Source organism: Rhodococcus sp. NPDC055024 (assembly GCF_053608585.1).
Genome location: NZ_JBSGVT010000020.1, coordinates 51842 through 74748, shown reverse-complemented (window position 1 = coordinate 74748; position 22907 = coordinate 51842). Strand labels below are relative to the sequence as shown.

Genomic DNA, 22907 nt, shown 5'->3' with positions numbered 1-22907 from the left:
AGATGACATACGACGACCGGTACGACAGGTACGAGGACGAATACCAGTACCAGGATTATCAGGACTATCAGTACGAAGACGAGTATCCCGCCGACAATCGTCAATGGCTGCTGGTCCGCGCTCTACGTGCCCTGAGCGGCACCGTGGCGGCCGGGATCGTGGTCTTGACGCTCGTGATCATCGGCTCGGCATATCTTGGCGGAAACCGCGGATTCCCGGGGCCGGGAACGACATCGATCACCGCGCACATTGCGGCCTCGGTGGTTGCTCTTGCTGCGCAGATCTGGTGTGACCGCAGGCGGGGTATCGCGGCGGTTGCCGGATCGGTGATCGTGCTCGTGGTGGCGGGGCTGTTGTTGGTGACGCAGTGGTGGGGATGACACGGCGGGGATGACTGGATGGGGATGACACGGTGGGGATGACACGGTGGGGATGACTGGGTGGGGATGACACGGCGGGGATGACGGCTCGGTTTCGAGTGTGGTGAGGAATCCGACCGCTTGGAGGATTTGATTGTGATCCGACTCTGGTGGCAAACTGGAGTTACTTCGAGGCGGCGCCACAGCCCGGCCCCGAAGTGCAGGTTTCGTCAGAATCTCTCCCGGAACCTAGATTGCATGGATACGCCAGGGCTCACCCGCCCCACACCATGACGCTTCGGATGTATTGCGGCCCACTTTCTCGCGCACGCCGAATGCTCTTCTTCTCAGTAGTCGTTCGCGGAAGAAATGATCTCTGACCGTTGTGAACGTGATTTTTGCACCGGTCCGAAGGATTACTTCCCAGTAACCCAGCCCCGAATGAGGCTGGACTAATCAGGAGTGTCATCGTGTCCCTCGTGACTGAAGCCATCAACGTACCCAAGGTCGAGCTGACCGACGAAGAAATCTTTGCCGCTCACGTCGGTGGCAAGCTCTCGGTCGAGACCACCGCGCCGCTCGATACGCAGCGCGCCCTCTCGATCGCCTACACGCCGGGTGTTGCTCAGGTGAGCCGCGCCATCGCTGCCGACGAAACCCTTGCCGATCGATACACCTGGACCAACCGACTCGTCGTCGTGGTCAGTGACGGCACCGCGGTTCTCGGGCTCGGCGACATCGGCCCGCGCGCCTCGCTGCCCGTCATGGAGGGTAAGTCGGCACTGTTCAAGAACTTCGCCGGACTGAACTCCATTCCGCTGGTTCTCGATACCAAGGATCCCGACGAGATCGTCGAGACGCTCATCCGTCTGCGTCCGAGCTTCGGCGCGGTCAACCTCGAGGACATCTCGGCGCCGCGTTGCTTCGAGATCGAGAAGCGCGTCATCGAAGCTCTCGACTGCCCTGTCATGCACGACGATCAGCACGGAACCGCGATCGTGGTCCTCGCGGCGCTCAAGGGCGCAGTGAAGGTCCAGAGCCGCGACATCACCGCACTCAAGGTCGTCATCTCCGGCGCCGGTGCTGCTGGTGTTGCCTGCGCGAACATCCTGCTCGCCGCGGGAATCGCCGACGTCATCGTGCTGGACTCGAAGGGCATCATCTCGGGTGAGCGCAGTGACCTCAACGAGGTGAAGGCAGAACTCGCGGCCCGCACCAATCCGCGCGACCTGCACGGTGGTGCCATCGAGGCGCTCGAAGGTGCCGATGTCTTCCTCGGTGTCTCGGCGGGCAAGATCCCCGAGGAGCTCATCGCTTCGATGGCTCCCGAGTCGATCGTATTCGCACTCTCCAACCCGGACCCGGAGATTCACCCCGAAACCGCGTCGAAGTACGCGGCGATCGTGGCGACGGGCCGTAGCGATTTCCCGAACCAGATCAACAACGTTCTCGCCTTCCCCGGTGTCTTCAAGGGCGCGCTCGACGCCGGCGCCCGTCGCATCACCGAAGGTATGAAGCTCGCTGCCGCCGAGGCAATCCTGTCGGTGGTCGGCGACGAGTTGGCAGCGGACAAAATCGTCCCCAGCCCACTCGACCCTCGCGTGGCACCCGCAGTAGCGGAAGCCGTCGCGGCCGCAGCGCATGCTGAGGGCGTGACCAGCTAAGAGGGACTACGAAAGCCCCGATCGGAACCCGCACACAAGGTTCCGATCGGGGCTTTTTCGTGGGTATCCGAGCTACAGACGGGCGAGGTCAGGTGTTCGACGCAGCCTGCCGGTACCGGGAACAGAAGCCCAGACCACCAGTGCCAGTAAACCGTCGACGACAAGAGCCACAACCGCGACCAGGATTGCGCCGACGACCACGCGGTCGTACTTGTAGAGCGCGAGACCGTCGAAGATGTAGCGGCCGAGGCCACCGAGGTTGACGTAGGCGGCGACGGTCGCTGTGGCTATCACCTGCAGCGTCGCGTTGCGCAGGCCGCCGAGAATCAGCGGGAGCGCGTTGGGAATCTCGACTCGGAAGAGCACCTGGAGCTCGGTCATGCCCATCGCCCGCGCGGCCTCGACGACGCCACGGTCGACGCTCGCGATTCCGGCGTACGTGCCGGCGAGGAGCGGAGGAATACCGAGGATCACGAGCGCGAGAATCGGCGGCATGACTCCGAGTCCCATGAGCAGAACGAGGAAGGTCAGCAGGCCGAGTGTGGGCAGTGACCGCAGTGCGTTGACCAGACTGACGACCACGATCTCACCGCGGCGCAGATGCCCGATGATCAATCCGATCGGTACCGCGATCACGGCCGAAAGTGCCACGGCCAGAACGCTGTACCACAGGTGCTGGAGAATGCGGGTGCCGATACCGGTGTCGCCGCTCCAGTTTCCGGGATCGACGATGAAGTCCCAGGCTCCGGTGAAGATGCTCATACGGGTTCCCCCTCGGCTGACAGGACGGCCGGAACCTTCGACGAGCGCGACGTCCTGGTCCACGGGGTCAGGAATCGGCCGATCAGATACAGGATCAGATCGAGCGCCAGTGCCAGCACGACGATCGCGATGATGCCGGCAACGATCTGATCCGGGTAGTCACGGTCGTAGCCCTGTTTGAACAGAACTCCCAGACCGCCGATTCCGATCAGTGATCCGACCGAAACCAGCGAAATGTTGGTAACGGCAATAACTCTGATGTTCGCGATCATCACCGGCAGCGCCAACGGCAACTCGACCGTCAGGGCGCGTCGTAGTGGCGTGAACCCGACGGCGGTGGAGGCGTCGATGACGTTGTCCGGCACCGAGTCGAGTGCTTCGGGCACAGCCCGGATGAGCAGTGCCGTCGCGTACACGCTGAGTGCGATCACCACGTTGAGCGGATCAAGGGTCTTGAGACCGAACAACTGGGGGATTGTCACGAACAGCGCGAGCGACGGAATCGTGAACGCGATGCTCGCCAGGGTCAACGTGATTCGGCGCAGCCACCGGACGTTGCGGATCGCTGTTCCTACCGGCACGGCAATCAGGAGACCGATCAGCAAGGGCAGCAGCGCCAGATACAGATGGGTCTTCGAGTAGTCCACAACCGTCGAGAAATTGTCGATGAGCCAGCGCATGCCGCTACGCCCCGAATCCCTCGGTGAAGGCGACTCGGTTGCGTTCCTCGTCCTCGCGTCGACGCTGATCTGCCAATTTCGCAACGACTTCGGAACCGAGGATCCCGCCGATGACCGAACCCTCGCCGTCGACCGCAACGCCGATACCGGAAGGCGACGAGATTGCCGCGTCGAGTGCTTGACGGAGATCACCGCCGGGGGAGAACAGCGAACCACCGGCCGACGTCGACTGAGCAAGGGTGCGTCCCGAGCGAAGACCCTCGACGCCGGTCACGTCGATCCATCCCTGGGGGCTTCCGCTGTCCGTGACCACGAGAACCCATTCGCCCAATTCGAGACGCAGAGCCTTCAATTCGTTCTCGACGGCCGTACGGACCGGGTGAAGAGGAACCTCGTCGGCAGCGCGGAACGACAATCCCCGATAGCCGCGATCGCGTCCGACGAAACCGGCGACAAAATCTGTTGCCGGAGCGGCCAACACGTCGCGAGGCGCCGCCACCTGCTGAAGACGCCCACCGGGACCGAAGACGGCAATATGATCGCCGAGTTTGACTGCTTCGTCGATGTCGTGGGTGACAAAGACGATCGTCTTCTTCAGTTCGCTTTGCAGACGGAGCATTTCGGTCTGCAAATCCTCACGCACCACAGGATCGACGGCACTGAAGGGCTCGTCCATCAACAGGATCGGCGGATCGGCTGCCAAAGCGCGGGCAACTCCCACACGTTGCTGCTGCCCACCCGAGAGTTGCCCGGGATAGCGAGTGGCAAGTGAAATGTCCAGTCCGACTCGTTCGAGCACACCCAACGCGGCTTTACGGGCGGCGCGGCGGGACTCACCGCGCAGCACCGGAACCGTTGCGACGTTGTCGATCACGGTGCGGTGGGGAAGCAGGCCGGCATTCTGAATGACGTACCCGATGCCGAGGCGCAGTTTCACCGCGTCGGTCTGGGCGATGTCACGACCGTCGACGAAGATCTTGCCCGACGTCGGTGCGATCATCCGGTTGATCATGCGCATCGACGTCGTCTTGCCGCACCCGGAGGGCCCCACGAACACCGTGAACGACTCGGCCTCGATGGTGAGATCGAGACGGTCGACGGCGGTGGTGCCGTCCGGATACTGCTTGGTGACACCCTCGAAGGTGATCACGTGACTACGAGACCGGCTTGTCGAGGCCCTGCGCCGTCACCCACGCCTTGGCCGCCGCTGCCGGCTCCGTCTTGGTGTCACCGGACACCTGGACGTTGAGTGCCAACAATTCTTCGGTGGTGAGCTTGGCGGACACCGCATCGAGGACCGTCTTCAACTTGTCGGAAGACTTCGAGGCACGCAGCACCGGCACCACGTTCTGAGCCGGGAAATTGTTCTTCGGGTCTTCGAGAACCACGAAGTTGTTTTCCGGGATGGAGGCCGACGTCGTGAAGATGTTTGCCGCGGTGATGTCACCGGACGAGAGAGCCTTCACGGTTGCCGGTCCACCGCCGTCGGCGATCGGGACGAAGTTGGCAGCCGAGATGTCGAGGCCGTAGTTGGACTTCAAACCGGGCAATCCGGCTGGACGTTCCTGGAACTCGGCCGGAGCACCGAACTTGACCTCGGCGGAATGCGGAGCCAGATCGGCGATCGTCTTCAGGTTCCACTTGTCCGCGGTTTCCTTGGTGACGACGACGGCGTCCTTGTCCTCGGCGGACGCGGGTGTCGCAATCGCCAATTCCGACCCGAGAGCTGCGGGAAGGGCAGCGAGGACGTCAGCGGAGCTGGTGGCTGTGCTGTCGGGATCCAAGTACTGCAGGAGGTTTCCCGTGTAATCCGGAATGACGCTGATAGACCCGTCCTTGAGCGCCGGAATGTACGCCTCACGGCTGCCGACGTTGAACGACGTGGACACATCGAACCCGTTGACACGCAGTGCTTCGGCGTAGATATTGGCGATCGTCTCGGATTCGGTGAAGTTGGCGGAGCCGACGACGACCGAGTTGGGATCGCTGTTGGAGTCACCGTCGCTGCTACCGCACGCTGTGAGCGCAGTGAGAGAGACGACAGTTGCCGCGGCTACGAGCCAACGGTTGGAACGAAATCGTGAGGTGCGCATGAGCGTCCTTCCGGTTTTTCGGGCGTCCCGTGTTTCGGGCGTCGGAAACCACCCCCTTGTGGCGAAGCCACCCGAGTGGCTTCGACGGCGCCGCCACCGAGTGGCTGCGTCAGGACTGGTTACCGCGCATCGCCCGACAAGTGTAACGATAGGTACCGACATGGCACGGTTTTCGATCCATGGGATTGGATGTGAGGATTTCGGTGATGAGCACGCGCACGAAGTATTCGACTGTTGTTGCAGCACTGATGGTCCTGCCGATTCTCAGCGGATGCGCAAACGGTGATTCGGTGGTAGAGGGTGCCGAAGCGGAGTCTCGTGACCAGATCGTGGTGGCCGCTGACGCATCGGTGGAGAGTTCGGTGTTGGCCGAGGTGTATTCGACAGTGCTCTCCTCCTCCGGCCTGTCGGCTCGCGTCGAATCGCTGGGAGGGGGCAGGAACCAATCCCTCGAGGCTCTGGACGCTGCGCGGGTCACGTTGGTGCCCGAGTTCACCGGCGCGCTACTCGATCATTACGACCCGTCCGCCCCGGCTCGCAAGGCGGACGACGTCTTCGAAGCCTTGAGTCGCTCTCTGCCTGAGGGTCTTTCGGTCTCCGACTACGCGATGGCCGAAGACCGCGCGGTCGTTGCGCTCGACACCGCATACGCACAGTCGTTGGGAGCGAAGACAATCGAAGCCTTTGCCCCTTCGTGCGCCGCGGCGACGCCGCTCGTCTCTGCGAGATTCGTCGAGGACGGGGCGGTGGAGCAGTTGGCGGAGGGCGCCGAGTGTGTCTTCGCCGGCATCGATCAGGCAACACCGGCGGACGTGCGCGGTGCGCAAGTATTCGGAACCACGACGCTGTCAGCGCTGGCGCAGTCCGATGCCGTCACGGTGCTCGCTGATTCGAATCACGTTCTGGCCGCACAGAATGTCGTTCCGCTCTTTCGGACGGGCGCACTCGGAGACTCGGCGATCAAGGCGCTCAGCGTCGTGGCCGGTGAACTGTCCACCACCGACCTCGCTGCGATGATCGATCAGGTGCGGACCGGCAAGGCATCAGCCTCGGACGTCGCCCGCACCTGGTGGGACACCCGTCAGTGACATGGACGGAGTGGGACACCCGTCAGTGACATGGACGGAGTGGGGCACCCGTCAGTAACAGCAACGGAGTGGGACCCGTCAGTGACTGTTCGATCCCACCGCTGAACTCGAATCATCCTTGGCACGAATCAGTTTCGATGCGATGAAGCGGCCCAGATCGGTGACGGCGTCTGCTGCTTCCTTGACCAGTGACGCCTGCGCGTGGGCCACGTGCCACAGTCTTGCGTACTCGACCAGGGACACATCGACGCCGGCAGCGGAGAGCTTGTCGGTGAACGTCATGATCTGCGGATAGAGAACTTCTTCGGAACCGACGTGAATCCTGGTGGGCGGCAACCCGTCGAGCTTGCCGTGCATCGGTGCGTAGCCCGGATCTGTGCGATCGCCGCCGGCAAGGTAAGCGTCGGCGGCATCGAAGGACCAGGCCGTGTTGACCACCAGGTCGGCCTTCTTGGTGGCACCCCGATCGCCGGGATCGACCCACGGTGAGATCAGTGCAAGCGCACCCGGGGTCACACCGTGACGTTCGATCAGACGCAGAGCGGTCGCGGCGGCCAAACCGCCACCGGCCGAATCGCCCGCGATGGCAACGCGGTCTTCGGAATAGTCGAACTCGGTCACCAACTGCATGAAGGCGGAGACCGCGTCGTCGAGCGCGGCGGGATACGGGTTCTCCGGTGCGAGACGGTAGTCCAAGGTGAAGACCGCACTGGACGATTCACGCGCGAGATGCGCTGCGAGAGAACGGTGGGTTGCCAGCGAACCCAGTGTGTACGCCCCGCCGTGCAGGTACAGAACTGCGGTGGGGCGCTCGGTTGCGCCGACGGTGATCTTCTCCGTCGGTCGGCAGGCGAGCTCCAGCGGGCGCACGACGGCGCCCGCTGGAACCTGCTGTAGCGGTGCCCCGGCCTCGAGCAACAGACGCTGAATCCGGTACGGCAGTCGCGAGTTGAAAGCCAGACGGAAGTACGGCTTCAACAAGAATGCGACCACGGGCAGCGGAAGGGTGAACGTGCTCACCGGCAGGGCTCCTGACTCTGAAAAATCTCAGCTGGACTTGGGCATCATTCGGCCGGCGACAATCGAAACGATGCGCTGGTAGCCCGATCCTACGAGGCGAACCCAGGCGTCGAGTGCTATTGCGTCCATGCCGATGAGAACGCGCGGCTTGCTCTTGCGAACGCCGTTGACGATCGTCTTGGCGGCGTCCTCCGGAGTAGTACGCGCGAGCTTGCGGTCGAAGAACTCGGAGAAGACCGCAAGATCTTCGCCCGGGCCTGCGGTGGCGTTGCGCGCGATGGCCGTCTTGATTCCGCCCGGGTGCACACAGGTCACCTTCACGGGGTGCTTGGCGATCAGCATTTCCTGGCGAAGCGACTCGGTGAAGCCGCGAACGGCGAATTTAGCCGAGTTGTAGGCGCTCTGACCCGGCATCGACAGCAGACCGAAGAGGCTCGACACGTTGACGATGTGCCCGTCGCCGGAGGCGATGACGTGGGGGAGGAATGCCTTGGTGCCGTTGACAACTCCCCAGAAGTCGACGTCCATGACGCGCTCGAAGTCTTTGAACTCGGACTTCTCGAAGGTGCCGTGGTACGCGATTCCGGCGTTGTTGTAGATCTGGTTGACCTTGCCGAAATGGGCGACAACCGCGTCTGCGTACTCGAGAACCGCTTCGCGCTGGGTGACGTCGAGATGGTCCGACTTCACGTCGGCGCCGATGGCCTCCACCAGACGCTTCGTCTCGGCCAGACCCACGGTGTCCACGTCGGAGATTGCCAACTTGGCACCCTGGCCGGCCAGGTTCAGTGCGAGTGCGCGACCGATGCCCGATCCCGCTCCGGTGATGACTACGACCTTGCCTGCAAAATCACTCATTGTGCTACTGCCTTCTCGTCGTCGAGGTCGATCTGTGAAGTGGTCGCGGTGCCGACGGCGCCGAGATCCGACGTGGCGACGCTGCGGTATGCCGCGAGGTCGAAATGCTTGGTGGCATTGCGGAACTGGAAGGTGAAGCCCGGCCACAGGGTGGTGTTGTTTCCGTGCTTGTCCATGTACCAGCTGGCGCAACCGCCGTTGTTCCACACGCTCTTGGACATAGCTGCCTGCAGGTCCTTGTTGTACTTGTCCTGCTTGTCCTTGCGCACCTCGATGGTGCCGATGTCGTACTTGTCGATGGTGGCGATCGCGTCGACCAAGTAGTTGATCTGCGACTCGATCATGAAGACCATCGACGAATGTCCGAGGCCGGTGTTGGGTCCGACGAGGAAGAACATGTTGGGGAAGTTGGCCACTGCCGCGCCCTTGTATCCCTGCATGCCGGTCTCTTCGAAGACCTCGGCGAGCGAACGCCCGTCCTTGCCGAAGATTCCCGCGAAGGTGGGGGAGTCGGTGACGTGGAAACCGGTCGCCACGACGATTGCATCGATCTCACGCGTGGTGCCGGTCTTCGAGACGATCCCGTTGGCGGTGACCTCCTCGATGCCTTCGGTCACCAGATCGACATTGTCCTGGGCGAGGGTGGGGAAGTAGTTGTTCGAGATCAGCATGCGCTTGCAGCCGATCTGGAAGTTGGGCATGACCTTCTTACGGAGGTCCTTGTCCTTGATCTGAGCTTTCAGATGACGCTCGGCGGCGAACTGCAGCGGCTTCATGAACACCGGTGCCTTGGCCAGGCCGACGACCTGCGTCTCGCGCATCCAGTAGATGCCGGTACGGCACAGCTTCTGGAAGCCGGGGAGGTACTTGAACGCGAGGTGCTCGATCTTGGTGTACTCGCGGTCTGCGCGGGGCAGGATCCACGGCGCGGTGCGCTGGTACACGTCGAGATGTGCGACCTTCTTGCCGATGGCGGGCACGATCTGGATGGCGGAGGCGCCGGTTCCGATGACGGCGACGCGCTTGCCGGTCAGATCGGCGTCATGGTTCCAACGCGAGGAGTGGAAGATCTCGCCCTTGAAGCCGTCGATGCCCTTGATGTCCGGAAGTGAAGGCTCACACAGTGCGCCGACGGCCGAGACCACGATCTTTGCGACAAATTCGCCCTTGTTGGTGCTGACATGCCACCGAGCAGACGCCTCGTCCCAACGGGCGGAGAGTACGTCGCAGCCGAAGATGTGCTTGTCGAGCACCTTGTGGCGGTTGGCCACCGACTGGATGTACTTGTAGATCTCGGGCTGAGTGGAGAAGGAGCGTGTCCACTCCGGGTTGAGTGCAAAAGAGTACGAGTACAAATGCGACGGCACGTCACACGCGGCGCCCGGGTAGCTGTTGTCACGCCAGGTTCCGCCGACGTCGTTGCCGCGCTCGAGAACGACATAGTCGGTGATGCCGGCCTGTGCCAGTTTGATCGCCGCACCGAGACCGGCGAAACCACTGCCGATGATCAGTGTGCCGACGTGGCGAGTATCCGCGGCAGGTGCTGAGGTATCTGTAACTGGAAGACTCATGTAGGGAACGATATGCCTTTATTGAGTCACGGTCAATAGCTTATTGACGAATATTCAGTAGTCTATTGGGCATGGACGCAGTAAAGCGAACGCGACTCGACCCTGTGCAACGCCGAGCTCAACTGATCGACCTCGGCGCACGCATGCTGGCCGAACGGCCGCTCGAACAGATTTCCGTCGAGGACATCGCCGATCAAGCGGGAGTATCTCGTGGGCTCCTGTTCCACTACTTCGCGTCGAAAAGCGAGTTCCATCTGGCCATCGTCCGACACAGCAGTGAGCAGATGCTTCAGCGCACCGAGCCGAGCGAATCGGACGATCCGATGCTCACCCTCCGCTCGGTGCTGGCGTCGTATGTCGACTACGTGACCGAGAACCGCAATACCTACGTCTCACTGCTCCGCGGGACCGCCAGCGGGGATCCGCAGATGCGCGAGGTGTTCGAGCAGACCCGCGACATCATGGCGAAGAGGACCCTCGATCAGCTCCCGAAGATCGGCCTGACTCGAACGCCTCAGGTGGAGTTGGCTGTTCGCGGTTGGATCGCGTTTGTCGAGGAAGCCACCATCAGTTGGCTCCGCGCGCCCGCCATCACCCGCGAGGAACTGATCGACCTGACCGTTCAGTCGTTGCCTGCGTTGGCACTGGCTGCCGTCGGCTTCGACGCCGGGCCGGATCTGGGTCTGCTGCAATCGAATTGACATGTCTGCAAAAGGCCGGGCCCCACACTCCTTGCGGAATGTGGGGCCCGGCCGTGGTCAAATTACTGAGATCAGTTGGTCGGCAGGAATGCCACCGTTCAGTTGGTCGGCAGGAACGCCTCGTCCAAGATCTCCTGCTGCTCCACCGCGTGCACCTTGCTCGATCCCGAGGAGGGAGCGGACATCGGACGACGCGAGATGCGCTTGATACCGGTCAAGGTCTCCGGCAGAAGGTCCGGCAGAGCGAGTCCGAGGAACGGCCACGCACCCTGGTTCGCGGGCTCCTCCTGGACCCAACGGAACTGATCCGCATTCGGGTAACGGTCCAGGGTCTCCTTGAGGCGACGCTTCGGAACGGGGTACAGCTGCTCCATACGCACGATGGCGATGTCGTCGCGCTCGTCCTTGTGCTTCTTCGCCAGGAGTTCCCAGTACAGCTTGCCGCTGACCAGCAGAACCCGCTTGACCGATTCGCGGGCGCTTTCGCCGCTCTCGAATGCAGGCTCCTCGAAGACCGAACGGAACTTGCCCGTCGTGAAGTCCTCGACATTGCTGACTGCAGCCTTGTTACGCAACATCGACTTGGGCGTGAAGACCACCAACGGACGGCGGATGCCGTCGAGGTGATGGCGACGCAGCAGGTGGAAGTAGCTGGCCGGAGTCGACGGAACCGCAACGGTCATCGAGCCTTCTGCACACAGCTGAAGGAAACGCTCGATACGGCCGGAGGTGTGGTCCGGACCCTGACCCTCGTGACCGTGCGGCAGGAGCAGCACGACGTCCGAGAGCTGACCCCACTTGGCCTCGCCCGAAGAGATGAACTCGTCGATGATGGTCTGCGCGCCGTTGACGAAGTCACCGAACTGCGCTTCCCACAGGACGAGGGCGTCGGGGTTGCCGACCGAGTAGCCGTACTCGAAGCCCAGGCCTGCGTACTCGGTGAGTGCGGAGTCGTAGACCATGAACTTGCCGCCGTTTTCGGCGTCTGCCGCGATCTTGGCGATCGGGCTGTACTCGTTGCCGGTCTTGCGGTCGATGAGAACCGAGTGGCGCTGCGTGAACGTTCCTCGCTTGGAGTCCTGACCCGCGAGGCGGATCAAAGCACCCTGCTCGGCCAACGAGCCGAACGCGAGCAACTCGGCGAACGCCCAGTCGACGTGTCCGTCACGAGCCATCTCGCGACGCTTCTCGGCAACCGGCTTGACGCGCGGGTGCACGGTGAAGCCCTCGGGGACGTTGACGAACGCGTCGCCGATGCGCTCGAGAACCTCGGGAGCGACAGCCGTTGTGAGGCGGGCTGGCGGAGTCTGGTCGAGTTCGACGGACTCGGACGGTTCGGGCTGGAACTTCTCGAGTTCACGGACCTCGTTGAAGACCCGTTCGAGCTGGCCCTGGTAGTCGCGAAGTGCGTCTTCGGCTTCCTTGAGCGAGATGTCACCGCGACCGATGAGGGACTCGGTGTAGCTCTTACGAACGCTGCGCTTGGTGTCGATGACGTCGTACATGGCCGGCTGGGTCATCGACGGGTCGTCGCCCTCGTTGTGACCGCGACGGCGGTAGCAGATGAGGTCGATGACGACGTCCTTGCCGAACTTCTCACGGAAGTCGACGGCCAGCTGAGCAACCCAGACGCAAGCCTCGGGGTCGTCGCCGTTGACGTGGAAGACCGGTGCGGCGATCATCTTCGCGACGTCGGTGCAGTACTCGGACGAGCGTGAATGTTCCGGAGCGGTGGTGAAGCCGACCTGGTTGTTCACGACGATGTGCACGGTGCCGCCGGTGCGGTAACCGCGCAGCAGCGAGAGGTTCAGCGTCTCGGCGACAACACCCTGACCGGCGAATGCAGCGTCGCCGTGCAGCATGAGCGGCAGGACGGTGAAGCCTTCTTCGCCCTTGTCGAGGATGTCCTGCTTGGCGCGAACCAGGCCTTCGAGAACCGGGTCGACGGCCTCGAGGTGCGACGGGTTTGCGGTCAGTGAGACAGCGATGTCGTTGTCACCGAACATCTGGATGTACGTTCCGCTGGCACCCAAGTGGTACTTCACGTCACCGGAGCCGTGAGCGGCTGCCGGGTTCATGTTGCCCTCGAACTCCGTGAAGATCTTGGAGTACGGCTTGCCGACGATGTTGGCCAGCACGTTGAGTCGGCCACGGTGCGGCATACCGATGACGACCTCGTCGAGCTGGTGCTCGGCGGCCTGGTCGATCACGGCGTCCATCATCGGGATGACGGCTTCGGCGCCCTCGAGCGAGAAGCGCTTCTGGCCGACGTACTTGGTCTGCAGGAACGTCTCGAAGGCCTCGGCGGCGTTGAGCTTGCTCAGGATGTACTTCTGCTGAGCGACCGACGGCTTGGCGTGATGGCCCTCGACGCGGTCCTGGATCCACTGACGTTGATCCGTTTCGAGGATGTGCGTGTACTCGACACCGACGTGGCGGCAGTACGCGTCGCGCAGCACGCTCAACACGTCGCGCAGCTTCATCTTCTCTTGGCCGTGGAAACCGCCGACCTTGAACTCGCGGTCGAGATCCCACAGCGTCAGGCCGTGGCTGATGACGTCGAGGTCGGGGTGGCTGTGGAACTTGTCCTTGACGAACTGCAACGGGTCCGTGTCGGCCATGAGGTGGCCGCGGTCACGGTATGCGGCGATCAGTTCGAGAACACGGGTGTTCTTGTCGACGGCGCCTTCCGGCACGTCCTTGCGCCAACGCACCGGCTCGTACGGGTTGCCGAGCGCGTGGAAGATCTCGTCGTAGAACTCGTCGCTGATCAGCAGGTTGTGGATCGTGCGCAGGAAATCGCCCGACTCGGCACCCTGGATGATGCGGTGATCGTAGGTCGAGGTGAGGGTCATCAGCTTGCCGACGCCCATCTCGGCCAGCTTCTCGTCGCTGGCGCCCTGGAACTCGGCGGGGTATTCCATCGCGCCGGCGCCGATGATGGCGCCCTGACCCTTCATCAGGCGGGGAACGGAGTGAACCGTGCCGATGCCGCCCGGGTTGGTCAGCGAGATGGTGACGCCGGTGAAGTCTTCGCCGGTGAGCTTGCCTTCGCGGGCACGGCGGACGATGTCCTCGTATGCCGCGTGGAACTGGACGAAGTTCATCGACTCGGTGTTCCGGATGGCGGCAACTACCAGTGAGCGGTTGCCGTCCTTGCCGGGAAGGTCGATCGCGAGTCCGAGATTGGTGTGCTCGGGCGTGACCGCGTTCGGCTTGCCGTCGATTTCGGCGAAGTGCCGGTTCATGTTGGGGAACGCGTTGACTGCCTGGATGATCGCGTAACCCAGGAGGTGGGTGAACGAGATCTTGCCGCCACGAGTACGTGCGAGGTGGTTGTTGATGACGATGCGATTGTCGAACATCAGCTTCGCGGGGATGGCACGCACGCTGGTTGCTGTCGGAATCTCGAGCGAGAGCGACATGTTCTTGACGACCGCTGCTGCGGCGCCGCGGAGAACCTTGGTTTCCTCGGCTCCGCCGGCGGGAGCGGGCTTCGCGGGAGCGGCCGCGGGCTTGGCTGCTGCAGGCTTGGCTGCTGCAGGCTGGGAAGGGGCGGCCTTGGCGGCGGGCGCTGCCGTCTTCGCGGGGGCCGGTGCGGCGGCCTTGGCGGGCGGCGCAGGAGGTGCGGTCTTGGGGGCGGGAGGCGTGGCCTTGGGAGCAGCAGGCGGAGCTACAACAGCGGCGGGTGCAGCCGCGTTGCCGTTCGAGGCAGTCCCGTTTCCACCTCCCGTGTTCGCCGAGTCCGGCGAGTAATCGGTCAAGAATTCGTGCCAACTCGGATCCACGGACGACGGATCGTCCTGGAAGCGTTGGTACATCTCGTCAACCAGCCACTGGTTCTGTCCGAATTGGGATGTAGAACTGCTGCTCACGGCAGGTGTTCGCCTCGTTTCTATTTCGGTACCCGATCAGAGCGCCTATATATGTGAGATTAGCCCGAGCGTGTGACGAGCAATTGTGCGGCACACAATTTGTGAGCTGTCTCACGGAAGTCCGTGATCTTGCGATCGCGCACTACCTCTCGGCGGTACAAATCCGTGCCGACTGTCACGCGACGGGGTTGCCTTCGATGACAGTTCTCGACGTCAGATTATTCCCCTCACGCGCCTGCGATGCATCCCAGAGTCCCGAGTAGTGACCACCGGCATACCGCAGAACATCGTGCGGGCCGTATTCAACGATACGTCCCCGGTCAACTACGACAACGAGGTCCGCTCGGGCAGCGGTGGCGAGGCGGTGAGCCACGACGACCGACGTCCGTTTCCGGGTGACCGACCGACTTGCTTCGAGCACCATTCGTTCAGTCGCGGGATCGAGCGTCGCGGTCGCCTCGTCGAGGAGCAGAAGGTCCGGGTCGACCAGTTCGGCACGGGCCAATGCGATCAGTTGGCGCTGGCCCGCCGAGAGCCCCTGGCCACGCTCTCCGACGGGATGATTCATGCCTCCACGCATGTCGGCTATCGAATTCAGGGCGCCGACGGAACGCGCCGCTTCCTCGATCTCCGCATGCGAAGCCGAAGGCCTGCCGTACGCGATATTGTCGGCGACCGTTCCGGTGAACAGATGCGCTTCTTGCGGTACTACGCCGAGGCGACGTCGGTACTGCGAGAGATGGAATTTCCGGATGTCGGTTCCGTCCACGTCGACGGATCCGGACGTCGGGTCGTAGAAGCGGGCGAGCAACTTCACCACCGTCGACTTACCGGCGCCGGTTCGGCCGACGAGAGCGACCGTCGTGCCCGGCGGAATCTGCAGATCGAAGTCGGAGAGCGCGTCGACGTCCGCGCCCGAGTACCGGAACCCGACTCCGTCGAGATGGACGGCGCCGTCGAGCCTTCCGGAAATCGCGATCAAATCCTCGCTGTCGGCAGTCTCGATCGAACTTCGAGTGCGCAGCAGGTCGCCGATTCTCTGCAATCCGACGTTTGCCTGTTGGTAACCGTCGAACACTTGTGAGAGTTGCTGAATCGGTCCGAACAGCAGACCGAGGTAGAGCACGAACGCGATCAGTACGCCGGGAGACGTCGACCCGTTGGCGATCTGGTGCGCGCCGACGAACACGACCGCGGCCAACGCGAGGTCGGACAGGAACGAGATGAACGGGAAGTAGATCGAGATGGCTCGCTGCGACCGCATCCGCGATCGGCGGTAGCTCTCGGAGCGTTCTGCGAACCGGCGCGCTGCACCTTCCTCGCGGCGGTATGCCTGCGCCGCTCGCAGGCCGGCGATGTTCTCCTGGAAGTCGGCGTTGACGAGCGAGATCCGCTCGCGGGACTGGCTGTAGGCCACCGAGGAGATCTTGCGGAAGATCACGGTTGCGACCACGAGCGGTGGGATGACGGCCAGCGCCACCAGGCCGAGCGTCACGTCGGTCGCCAGGAGCGCGATCGAAATTCCGCCGACTGTCAGGACGCTCACGATCGCCGTCGACATGCCGGTCTGGATGAACGACGAGAGCGCGTCGACGTCGGTGGTCATGCGCGTCATGATGCGTCCGGACAGTTCTCGTTCGTAGTAGTCGAGGCCCAGCCGCTGCAGGTGTGCGTAGCTGCGGACACGGAGTCCGAACAACACGCGTTCGCCTGCCCTGGCGGTGAGCACCGTCATGACCGCGACGACAACCCAGTCTGCGGCGACCAGGAGCGCGCCGAAAGCCGTCGCGATCCAGAGCGTGCTGCTGTCCGCGGTCACGACTCCGTGGTCGATCGCATATCTGACGAGGGAGGGAAACGCGATCGCTGCGGCGGAGTCCAGAGCAAGACATGCGACTACTGCCAGCAGAACCCAGCGAACCGGCCGCAGGATCTGTCGGAGTGAGAAGTGCGGATTCGATTCGCGCAGACTTTCGGGTGCGACGCCGGGATCTTCGCGAGCGGGTGGAAGAGCATCGACTGCCGCCCGTAAGGACGGCGTCACTGCGATTCCGCTGAGTGCTCCGGCCATCGGGCCGCCTGCACCCTGCGAGGCACTGGTGGTGTTGTCGGCTTCGGATTCAGGTGCCTGCGGCCACAACTGCGCGGTTGTCGGCTCGCGGTGGTCATGGCCGAAGGCATCGGGGTCGCCCTCGTCGAGTTCGGCTGGTAGTTCCGGCGGCGAGGAGAACAGGGCCCGAAAGAGCGGACATCGTGCTTCCAGTTCGTCCACGGTTCCGGAGTCGATGATCCGTCCGCCGTCGAGTACCGCGACTCGGTCCGCCAGCGTCAGGGTGGATCGCCGATGGGCGAGGATCAGGGTGGTCTGCCGCCGTCTGGCTCGGAACGCGTCGAAGATCGCGGCTTCGGTTGCCGCGTCCACCGCGGAGGTCGCGTCGTCGAGGACCAGGATCCTCGGGTCGACCAGCAGGGCTCTGGCAAGCGCGATGCGCTGACGCTGTCCGCCCGAGAGCGTCAGGCCGCGTTCGCCGACGACGGTGTCGTATCCGTCCGGGAGTGCGTCGATGAAGGCGTCTGCCTGTGCCAAAGCCGCGGCGGCACGGATGTCCTCGCCGGAGGCGTCCTCGCGGCCGAGTGCGATGTTGGCGGCAATGGTGTCGGAGAACAGGAATGGCTCGTCGAAGACCAGGCTGACGGCGGCACGCAACTGTTCGGTGCGCAGTTCGGCGATGGGGAACGTCTCGCCGGCGGTATCGACGCTGACCTGACCCGATGTCGGCGCGTAGAACCGGGGGAGAAGCAAAGACAAGGCGGTCTTCCCCGACGCGGCCGGACCTACGACGGCGACGGTCTCGCCCGGTTCTATGCGAAGGTTCAGCCCGGTCAGGACGTCGCGTTCGGTGTCGAATCCGAATGCCACGTCTTCGAAGGTGACTCCGAGCGGACCGTCGGGCAGGTCCACCGGATGGTCAGGATCGGCGATGTCCGGCTGGGCGTTGATGACGTCGTAGACACGCTCGACAGCGGCGCGCGCCAGCTGCGCCATGACGATCACCGACGACAGTGTTCGGGTGACTCCGGTCATCGTGACGATGTAGGTGGCGAACGCGAGAAACGTTCCCACAGTGATCTTGTCGTGTAGCGCGAGATACCCACCGAGGGCGATCACACCCACCTGCCCGAGCTGGGGCAAGGCGGCCATAGTTGGCGCGAATTTCGCGTTCAACCACGCGGCGCGAAGCCGCTCCGAGTACAGCGTGCGACTGTGCTTTTCGAGCTGGTCGACGGCTCGTTGTTCCTGCCCGAATCCCTTGACGACGCGAACGCCCGTGACGGTTTCCTCGACGTGTTGGGCGAGGTCGGCTGCCCGCTGCTGTGCGGACCACGTTGCGGCGAACAGCATCGGGCGCATCAGGAACACCACGAGTCCTACGGCTGGGATGACGGCGACAGCGACGAGAGTCAGCAGCGGGGAGAGCCATGCCATGATGCCGATTGCGAGTACAAATTGCAGGAGTGCACCCGCCGACATCGGCACCATGGCGAGCAAACCCTGGACGAGTTGTAGATCGGTGATGGAGCGGGAGACCACCTGGCCAGTGCGGATCTGATCCTGTCCTCGTCCGTCCAGGCGTTGCAACGAGCCGAGGAGGGCAAGTCGCAAGTCGTGTTGAACGTCGAGCGAGAGTCGGCCGGCCAGCATCCGTCGGCCGTACTGGCACGCGAAGCGGACGATCGCGAGCAACGCGATCGCCAACGCGACGAAGCCGATCGCATTGCCAGGGTTCTCCTGGCCGGCGGCGTCGAGCGCATAGCGGGTCAGGAGCGGAAACGAGATGTCGATCGCAGAGGCGATGACGGTGACGAGTAGCGCGCCGATGGCAACTCTTCGGTGCAGCCAGCATGCGTGGGCCAAGCGGCGGATCCAGCCCGGAGCTCGATCCACGTCTCCAGCTACCGGACTGTCCGTGTTGATCGTGTTCATCGAGATCCACGGTAGACCCGGCCCCAGACAGCTTTTTCAGGTGATGTCGCGGGTCCGGGTTCGCAGCCAACCGAGTCCGCAGAACAGAACGACCCAAGCGGCCAGCATCATCGGGCCACTCGGCCAGGACGCAAAGGCCTCGACGTCGATCGACGGTGCCGCATTGACGATGGTGCCGATCGTGGCCGATACCGGAAGCGCGGCCCCGATACCACCGAGATCCATCGCCAGCAGCACTGCGCGGACGATCCATTCACCGAAGACGAACCACAAAATGACCGAAAGGGCGCCCGCCATCGACGATCCGGTGAGCAGTGCCACCCCGGCGCCGAGCAGTGCCCACAGCGCACACGCCAGAATGCCTGCGGCGCAGATGGCGAAAAGATCGGTGGTGAAGCTGAAATCCCGGCCGAAGAGCAACATCGCACCGATGCTGACAACTTCGACCGCCAGCGCGTAGCCGACGGCGAATACCGCGACGACGGCAAGCTTCGCGCCGAGAACGCCGTCGCGCCCACGAGCGGTGAGAAATGTCGTGGTGAGAGTCTTGTAGCCGAATTCCGAACCGGCCGTGAGCGCTCCGAAGACGGCCGCGAACACCAGGACAAGGGTGTTCGAGACACCCAGGCTGACACCGGTGGACACAACGTTGACGTCGAAAGTCGTGTCGGCGGAATCGGCCACAACTTCGACGAAGGTCCGAGTGGAGGCAGCAATCAGCACAGCCACGACGACCGGTGCGATTGCCAGTGCCCACCAGTAGCGCAGGGTGAGAACTTTGAGTGTCTCCGCGCGCACGAGTGTGGTCATCGGTGTCCTCCGGAAGGTCCGTATGCGGCAGGGCCGTAGTAGCCCGGTCCCGAACCCGGGCCGGGTGGGCGGTGGTATCCGACCTGGGGGACGGCATATTGCGGCGTTGTCATCGCCAGGAACAGTTGCTCGAGATCTGCGCCTTCGGTCGCGACGCCGAAGATCGTGACTCCGGCCGCCGACGCCACCGGTGGGAGCGCGGACGTGTCCGTGCCGCCCACCGCGAGCCGTCCGTCCTGGGTGATCTGGGCGTCGATGATTCCGCGAGCGGCCAATGCCGTGGCGAGGAGCGCGGGGTTGGAGCAGGAGACGAGCAGTCGACTGCGCTGGGAGCGGCGAAGTTCGTCCATGGTCCCTTGGTAGACGAGTGAGCCGGCGCTGACGATGACCACGCTGTCAACGGTTGCTTCCACCTCACGGAGCGCGTGGCTGGAGATCAGAACTGTTCGGCCGGAACCGGCGAAGGTCTGCAGGAACTGACGTAGCCACGCCATGCCTTCCGGATCGAGTCCGTTCGCGGGTTCGTCGAGTACGAGGATCTCGGGATCACCGAGCATCGCGGTGGCAAGGATCAGGCGTTGGCGCATCCCGAGCGAGAATGTGCCGGTCTTGTGGGCTCCGACCGAACCCAGACCGACCATTCCGAGTACCTGCGCGGCGCGTTGAGTCGGCATACCGATCGCGGCCGCGTAGATCTCGAGGTGTGCCAGCGCAGTGCGTTTCGGATGGAGGCTGCCCACGTCGAGGACGGCGCCGACGGTCCGCGCCGGGTTGGGGAGCGAACGCATCGGCGCTCCGTTGACGGTGGCCGATCCCGAGGTCGGCGACACCAGGCCGAGGAGCATGCGCAACGTGGTTGTCTTGCCCGAACCGTTCGGGCCGAGAAAGCCGGTGATCGAGCCCGCCTGTACGTCGAAGCTCAGGTCGTTGACCGCGTGCGCCGCCTTGAACGTCTTCGTCAACCCACGAATCTCGATGGGCGCAGAGAAGGATCCCAGTGCGGTGTTCGTCAATGCTGCTCCCGGGTCGGCGGCGAATACGTGATGCGAGCCTACGGCCCGGACAGCTATCTGCGGATGGCCCGGCGTGTCTTCGTTTCAGGGAGGAGGGCGGCATCGTCGGCAGGCATCACGATGAGGTGATCGGTCCACCTGGCGGGCGCGGGTCCGAAGGCTTCGCGCGCGTTCTTGACGACGCCCTTGCCGATGGCCCGGTTACCCGCACCGCCGATGACGGCTCCGATCCCGGCGGGAACGAGTTTGCCGAGGATCAGTGCGCTGCGCCTGGCGGCGTACTTGGTCACGAACTTCCGCACGAGGGTGCTGTTCATTCCCTTCATCGTGGGTCCGGGAATCTTGCTCGTGATCGCGGTTCCCCAGTTCTTGGCCGTGATACCGGTGGCCTTCTGGACGATCTCCATGCCGGATTCGCCGAGGGCGACTGCCAGGACCAGGGCGCGTCGTTGCTGGTGATCCTGCACGGAGATTCCGTGCACCGACGCGATTGCCAACGTCAGCAGCGCGGACGCTTCGAGGAAGAAAGCGGATTCCGCACCGACGGCAGCGATGGACGCGACCGTGCCGACGCCCGGCACCGCGGCCGTGGCACCGACGGCACTGCCGCTTCCGGTCACGGCGAGAATGAACATCTTCTCCATCCGCTCGACGATCTGAGCGGGCGACTCGTCGGGGTGCGCCTTACGGACATGGTTGACGTATTTGGCCACTGCGGGCGCTTGCAGGCGGCTTCCGTTGTCGAGAACGGAAACGAGGACCTTCTCGATACGCCCGCTGTCGTTGTTCGTCGACTTGCTCATTGCTGCCCCTCCACAGTTGTCCTCCTCTGAAACGAGGTGGACCGTATCTCGAGAATAGGTGAAGTTTTCGGTAGCGGCGGTGATCGCAGGGGCCATAGGCTCGTACGAGACTCGGTTTTCTTCGTGAGTTTTCCCAGGCAGGAGTTCGAGTGTTATGACCGCCACTTCGGAACCTCGTTCGACGACCATCTGGCCGACACTGCGCTACCTCGACGCCCGATCGGCAATCCACTTTCTGGTGAGCACCTTCGGTTTCGTGGAGAAGGCCGTCTACGGAGAGGGTGACGTGGTCGACCACGCCCAACTCGACTGGCCCGGCGGTGGCGGCATCATGCTGGGTTCCCCGCGCACCGATTCGGCGATCGCCGGCCTACCACCCGGAATCGGTTCGGTGTACATCGTGGTGGACGACGCAGACGCCGCCGATGCACTCTACGAACGCGCTGTCGCGGCCGGAGCCACGATCACGCAGGGATTGCGCGACGAAGACTACGGTTCGCGAGGCTTCACGTGCCGTGATCCAGAAGGTGTGTACTGGAGTTTCGGGACATACGCAGGGGAGTAGCCTCGCCGCGATCTATCTGGTGGCCCAGTGCTGCGCTGGAACCACTTCGGACGGGATGGGCGGATGAGGCGGTGTGCCGTCCCCGAACGGTCGGCCGCCCAACTGTTCGCGGCCGTGTGGTTCGAGCCAGTGCGTCAATTCCGGTCCCTTGGGCACGATTCCGGAGGGATTGATCTCGGAATGCACGATGTAGTAGTGAGCTTTGATCTGCGTGAAGTCGATGGTGTCACCGAATCCTGGGGTCTGGAACAGATCGCGTGCGTAGTCCCACAGCACCGGCATCTCGCTGAGTTTGCTTCTGTTGCACTTGAAATGGCCGTGATAGACGGGATCGAATCGCGCCAGTGTCGTGAACAGGCGTACATCAGCTTCGGTGATGCTCTCGCCTACCAGGAAGCGTTGCCGCGCAAGACGTTCGGTGAGCCAGTCGAGCCGGGCGAACAGCGTGTCGTATGCCTCGTCGTACGCCTGCTGTGAACCGGCGAACCCGCATCGGTAGACGCCGTTGTTCACGTCGCGGAACACGTACTCGGCCACTTCGTCGATCTCGTTTCGCAGAGGCTCCGGGTACAGATCCGGTGCACCTTCGCGGTGGTACTTCTTCCACTGCGTCGAGAAATCGAGGGTGATCTGTGGGTAGTCGTTGGTGACCACCTTGCCCGTGGAGATCTCCACCATGGCGGGCACCGTGATTCCCCTGGGGTAGTCGGGATCTCGGGCGAAGTACGCGTCCTGTAGTCGCGGGATCTTCAGTACCGGATCGACGCCGCCGGGATCGAGATCGAAAGTCCAGCTTCGCTTGTCGTGGACCGGACCGCAGATGCCCATCGACAGTACGTCTTCGAGGCCGAGCAGGCGGCGGACGATGATGGCGCGGTTTGCCCAGGGGCAGGCACGCGCCACGATCAACCGGTATCGCCCCGGTTCGACGGGGTAACCGTCGCGACCGTCCTCGGTGATCCGGGTCTGGATGTAGTTGGTGTCGCGTTTGAATTCACGACCCTCTTCGACGAATGTCGGTTCGCTCGCGCCATCTTCCGTACTCATCTGCGGTTCCTCT

At 63.3% G+C, this 22907-nt stretch carries 18 protein-coding genes; 5 read left to right on the top strand and 13 right to left on the bottom strand.

Translation table 11 applies throughout. From position 1 onward, the window contains the following. Window positions 1-2: 2 nt before the first annotated feature. Window positions 3-380, top strand: a complete 378-nt coding sequence (locus ACWF6P_RS28945; protein WP_378539192.1) for a hypothetical protein — start codon at window positions 3-5, stop codon at window positions 378-380. A gap of 449 nt (window positions 381-829) precedes the next feature. Continuing rightward, window positions 830-2023 (top strand): NAD(P)-dependent malic enzyme, encoded by a 1194-nt coding sequence (locus ACWF6P_RS28940; RefSeq protein ID WP_230817414.1) that lies wholly within the window; start codon window positions 830-832, stop codon window positions 2021-2023. Between the two features lie 72 nt (window positions 2024-2095). Here the strand turns inward: ACWF6P_RS28940 and ACWF6P_RS28935 are convergent, their stop codons facing one another. From ACWF6P_RS28935 to ACWF6P_RS28920, 4 genes are read right to left on the bottom strand one after another with little or no spacing between them, the layout of a single operon-like run. Further along, on the bottom strand, window positions 2096-2785 hold the full coding sequence (locus ACWF6P_RS28935; RefSeq protein ID WP_452623338.1) for an ABC transporter permease: 690 nt from the start codon (window positions 2783-2785) through the stop codon (window positions 2096-2098). After that, window positions 2782-3465, bottom strand: coding sequence for an ABC transporter permease (locus ACWF6P_RS28930; RefSeq protein WP_378449059.1), 684 nt, complete (start codon window positions 3463-3465; stop codon window positions 2782-2784). The genes ACWF6P_RS28935 and ACWF6P_RS28930 overlap by 4 nt, the downstream gene beginning before the upstream one ends. A gap of 4 nt (window positions 3466-3469) precedes the next feature. Next, the gene (locus tag ACWF6P_RS28925; RefSeq protein ID WP_378549602.1) at window positions 3470-4615 is read right to left on the bottom strand and encodes an ABC transporter ATP-binding protein; all 1146 of its coding nucleotides are present in this window, start codon (window positions 4613-4615) and stop codon (window positions 3470-3472) included. Window positions 4616-4619: 4 nt separating this feature from the next. Continuing rightward, entirely contained in the window at window positions 4620-5558 is a 939-nt protein-coding gene (locus ACWF6P_RS28920; protein WP_317555195.1) for an ABC transporter substrate-binding protein, read from the bottom strand. A gap of 206 nt (window positions 5559-5764) precedes the next feature. Between ACWF6P_RS28920 and ACWF6P_RS28915 the strand changes: the two genes are divergently transcribed. Next, on the top strand, window positions 5765-6646 hold the full coding sequence (locus ACWF6P_RS28915; protein ID WP_452623337.1) for an ABC transporter substrate-binding protein: 882 nt from the start codon (window positions 5765-5767) through the stop codon (window positions 6644-6646). A gap of 78 nt (window positions 6647-6724) precedes the next feature. Here ACWF6P_RS28915 and ACWF6P_RS28910 read toward each other — a convergent pair whose 3' ends face one another. The 3 genes from ACWF6P_RS28910 to ACWF6P_RS28900 are packed head-to-tail and all read right to left on the bottom strand — an operon-like array spanning window position 6725 to window position 10095. Next, the gene (locus ACWF6P_RS28910; protein WP_452623336.1) at window positions 6725-7666 is read right to left on the bottom strand and encodes an alpha/beta hydrolase fold domain-containing protein; all 942 of its coding nucleotides are present in this window, start codon (window positions 7664-7666) and stop codon (window positions 6725-6727) included. A 27-nt stretch (window positions 7667-7693) separates the two neighbouring features. After that, a complete protein-coding gene (locus ACWF6P_RS28905; protein ID WP_452623335.1) occupies window positions 7694-8524 on the bottom strand; it encodes an SDR family NAD(P)-dependent oxidoreductase in 831 nt (276 codons plus the stop codon). Then, complete coding sequence (locus ACWF6P_RS28900; protein ID WP_378549592.1) at window positions 8521-10095, bottom strand: flavin-containing monooxygenase; 1575 nt, start codon at window positions 10093-10095, stop codon at window positions 8521-8523. The genes ACWF6P_RS28905 and ACWF6P_RS28900 overlap by 4 nt, the downstream gene beginning before the upstream one ends. Before the next feature lie 71 nt (window positions 10096-10166). On the opposite strand from ACWF6P_RS28900, the gene ACWF6P_RS28895 reads away from it, so the two are divergent. Continuing rightward, window positions 10167-10796 carry a TetR/AcrR family transcriptional regulator gene (locus ACWF6P_RS28895; RefSeq protein ID WP_452623334.1) on the top strand — a complete coding sequence of 210 codons (630 nt, stop codon included), beginning with the start codon at window positions 10167-10169 and terminating at the stop codon, window positions 10794-10796. A 98-nt stretch (window positions 10797-10894) separates the two neighbouring features. Here ACWF6P_RS28895 and ACWF6P_RS28890 read toward each other — a convergent pair whose 3' ends face one another. The 5 genes from ACWF6P_RS28890 to ACWF6P_RS28870 all read right to left on the bottom strand — a co-directional run bounded on the left by ACWF6P_RS28890 (window position 10895) and on the right by ACWF6P_RS28870 (window position 21282). Continuing rightward, entirely contained in the window at window positions 10895-14671 is a 3777-nt protein-coding gene (locus ACWF6P_RS28890; RefSeq protein ID WP_452623333.1) for a multifunctional oxoglutarate decarboxylase/oxoglutarate dehydrogenase thiamine pyrophosphate-binding subunit/dihydrolipoyllysine-residue succinyltransferase subunit, read from the bottom strand. Window positions 14672-14846: 175 nt separating this feature from the next. After that, on the bottom strand, window positions 14847-18656 hold the full coding sequence (locus tag ACWF6P_RS28885) for an ABC transporter ATP-binding protein (protein WP_452623332.1): 3810 nt from the start codon (window positions 18654-18656) through the stop codon (window positions 14847-14849). Window positions 18657-18692: 36 nt separating this feature from the next. Then, on the bottom strand, window positions 18693-19466 hold the full coding sequence (locus tag ACWF6P_RS28880) for an ABC transporter permease (RefSeq protein ID WP_452623331.1): 774 nt from the start codon (window positions 19464-19466) through the stop codon (window positions 18693-18695). Then, complete coding sequence (locus tag ACWF6P_RS28875; RefSeq protein WP_378449104.1) at window positions 19463-20464, bottom strand: ABC transporter ATP-binding protein; 1002 nt, start codon at window positions 20462-20464, stop codon at window positions 19463-19465. The genes ACWF6P_RS28880 and ACWF6P_RS28875 overlap by 4 nt, the downstream gene beginning before the upstream one ends. Window positions 20465-20532: 68 nt before the next feature. Then, a complete protein-coding gene (locus ACWF6P_RS28870) occupies window positions 20533-21282 on the bottom strand; it encodes a hypothetical protein (RefSeq protein WP_378449067.1) in 750 nt (249 codons plus the stop codon). Window positions 21283-21436: 154 nt separating this feature from the next. On the opposite strand from ACWF6P_RS28870, the gene ACWF6P_RS28865 reads away from it, so the two are divergent. Next, window positions 21437-21847, top strand: coding sequence for a VOC family protein (locus tag ACWF6P_RS28865; RefSeq protein WP_317555185.1), 411 nt, complete (start codon window positions 21437-21439; stop codon window positions 21845-21847). 12 nt (window positions 21848-21859) lie between these two features. Here the strand turns inward: ACWF6P_RS28865 and ACWF6P_RS28860 are convergent, their stop codons facing one another. Continuing rightward, window positions 21860-22894, bottom strand: a complete 1035-nt coding sequence (locus ACWF6P_RS28860) for a glutathione S-transferase family protein (protein ID WP_378449069.1) — start codon at window positions 22892-22894, stop codon at window positions 21860-21862. Between the last annotated feature and the right edge of the window lie 13 nt (window positions 22895-22907).

Coding starts and splice junctions, on each gene's coding strand:
- ACWF6P_RS28915 (WP_452623337.1), top strand. CDS start 5,765: ATGAGCACGCGCACGAAGTATTCGACTGTTGTTGCAGCACTGATGGTC.
- ACWF6P_RS28920 (WP_317555195.1), bottom strand. CDS start 5,558: ATGCGCACCTCACGATTTCGTTCCAACCGTTGGCTCGTAGCCGCGGCA.
- ACWF6P_RS28870 (WP_378449067.1), bottom strand. CDS start 21,282: ATGAGCAAGTCGACGAACAACGACAGCGGGCGTATCGAGAAGGTCCTC.
- ACWF6P_RS28885 (WP_452623332.1), bottom strand. CDS start 18,656: ATGAACACGATCAACACGGACAGTCCGGTAGCTGGAGACGTGGATCGA.
- ACWF6P_RS28935 (WP_452623338.1), bottom strand. CDS start 2,785: ATGAGCATCTTCACCGGAGCCTGGGACTTCATCGTCGATCCCGGAAAC.
- ACWF6P_RS28880 (WP_452623331.1), bottom strand. CDS start 19,466: ATGACCACACTCGTGCGCGCGGAGACACTCAAAGTTCTCACCCTGCGC.
- ACWF6P_RS28900 (WP_378549592.1), bottom strand. CDS start 10,095: ATGAGTCTTCCAGTTACAGATACCTCAGCACCTGCCGCGGATACTCGC.
- ACWF6P_RS28930 (WP_378449059.1), bottom strand. CDS start 3,465: ATGCGCTGGCTCATCGACAATTTCTCGACGGTTGTGGACTACTCGAAG.
- ACWF6P_RS28865 (WP_317555185.1), top strand. CDS start 21,437: ATGACCGCCACTTCGGAACCTCGTTCGACGACCATCTGGCCGACACTG.
- ACWF6P_RS28860 (WP_378449069.1), bottom strand. CDS start 22,894: ATGAGTACGGAAGATGGCGCGAGCGAACCGACATTCGTCGAAGAGGGT.
- ACWF6P_RS28945 (WP_378539192.1), top strand. CDS start 3: ATGACATACGACGACCGGTACGACAGGTACGAGGACGAATACCAGTAC.
- ACWF6P_RS28905 (WP_452623335.1), bottom strand. CDS start 8,524: ATGAGTGATTTTGCAGGCAAGGTCGTAGTCATCACCGGAGCGGGATCG.
- ACWF6P_RS28895 (WP_452623334.1), top strand. CDS start 10,167: ATGGACGCAGTAAAGCGAACGCGACTCGACCCTGTGCAACGCCGAGCT.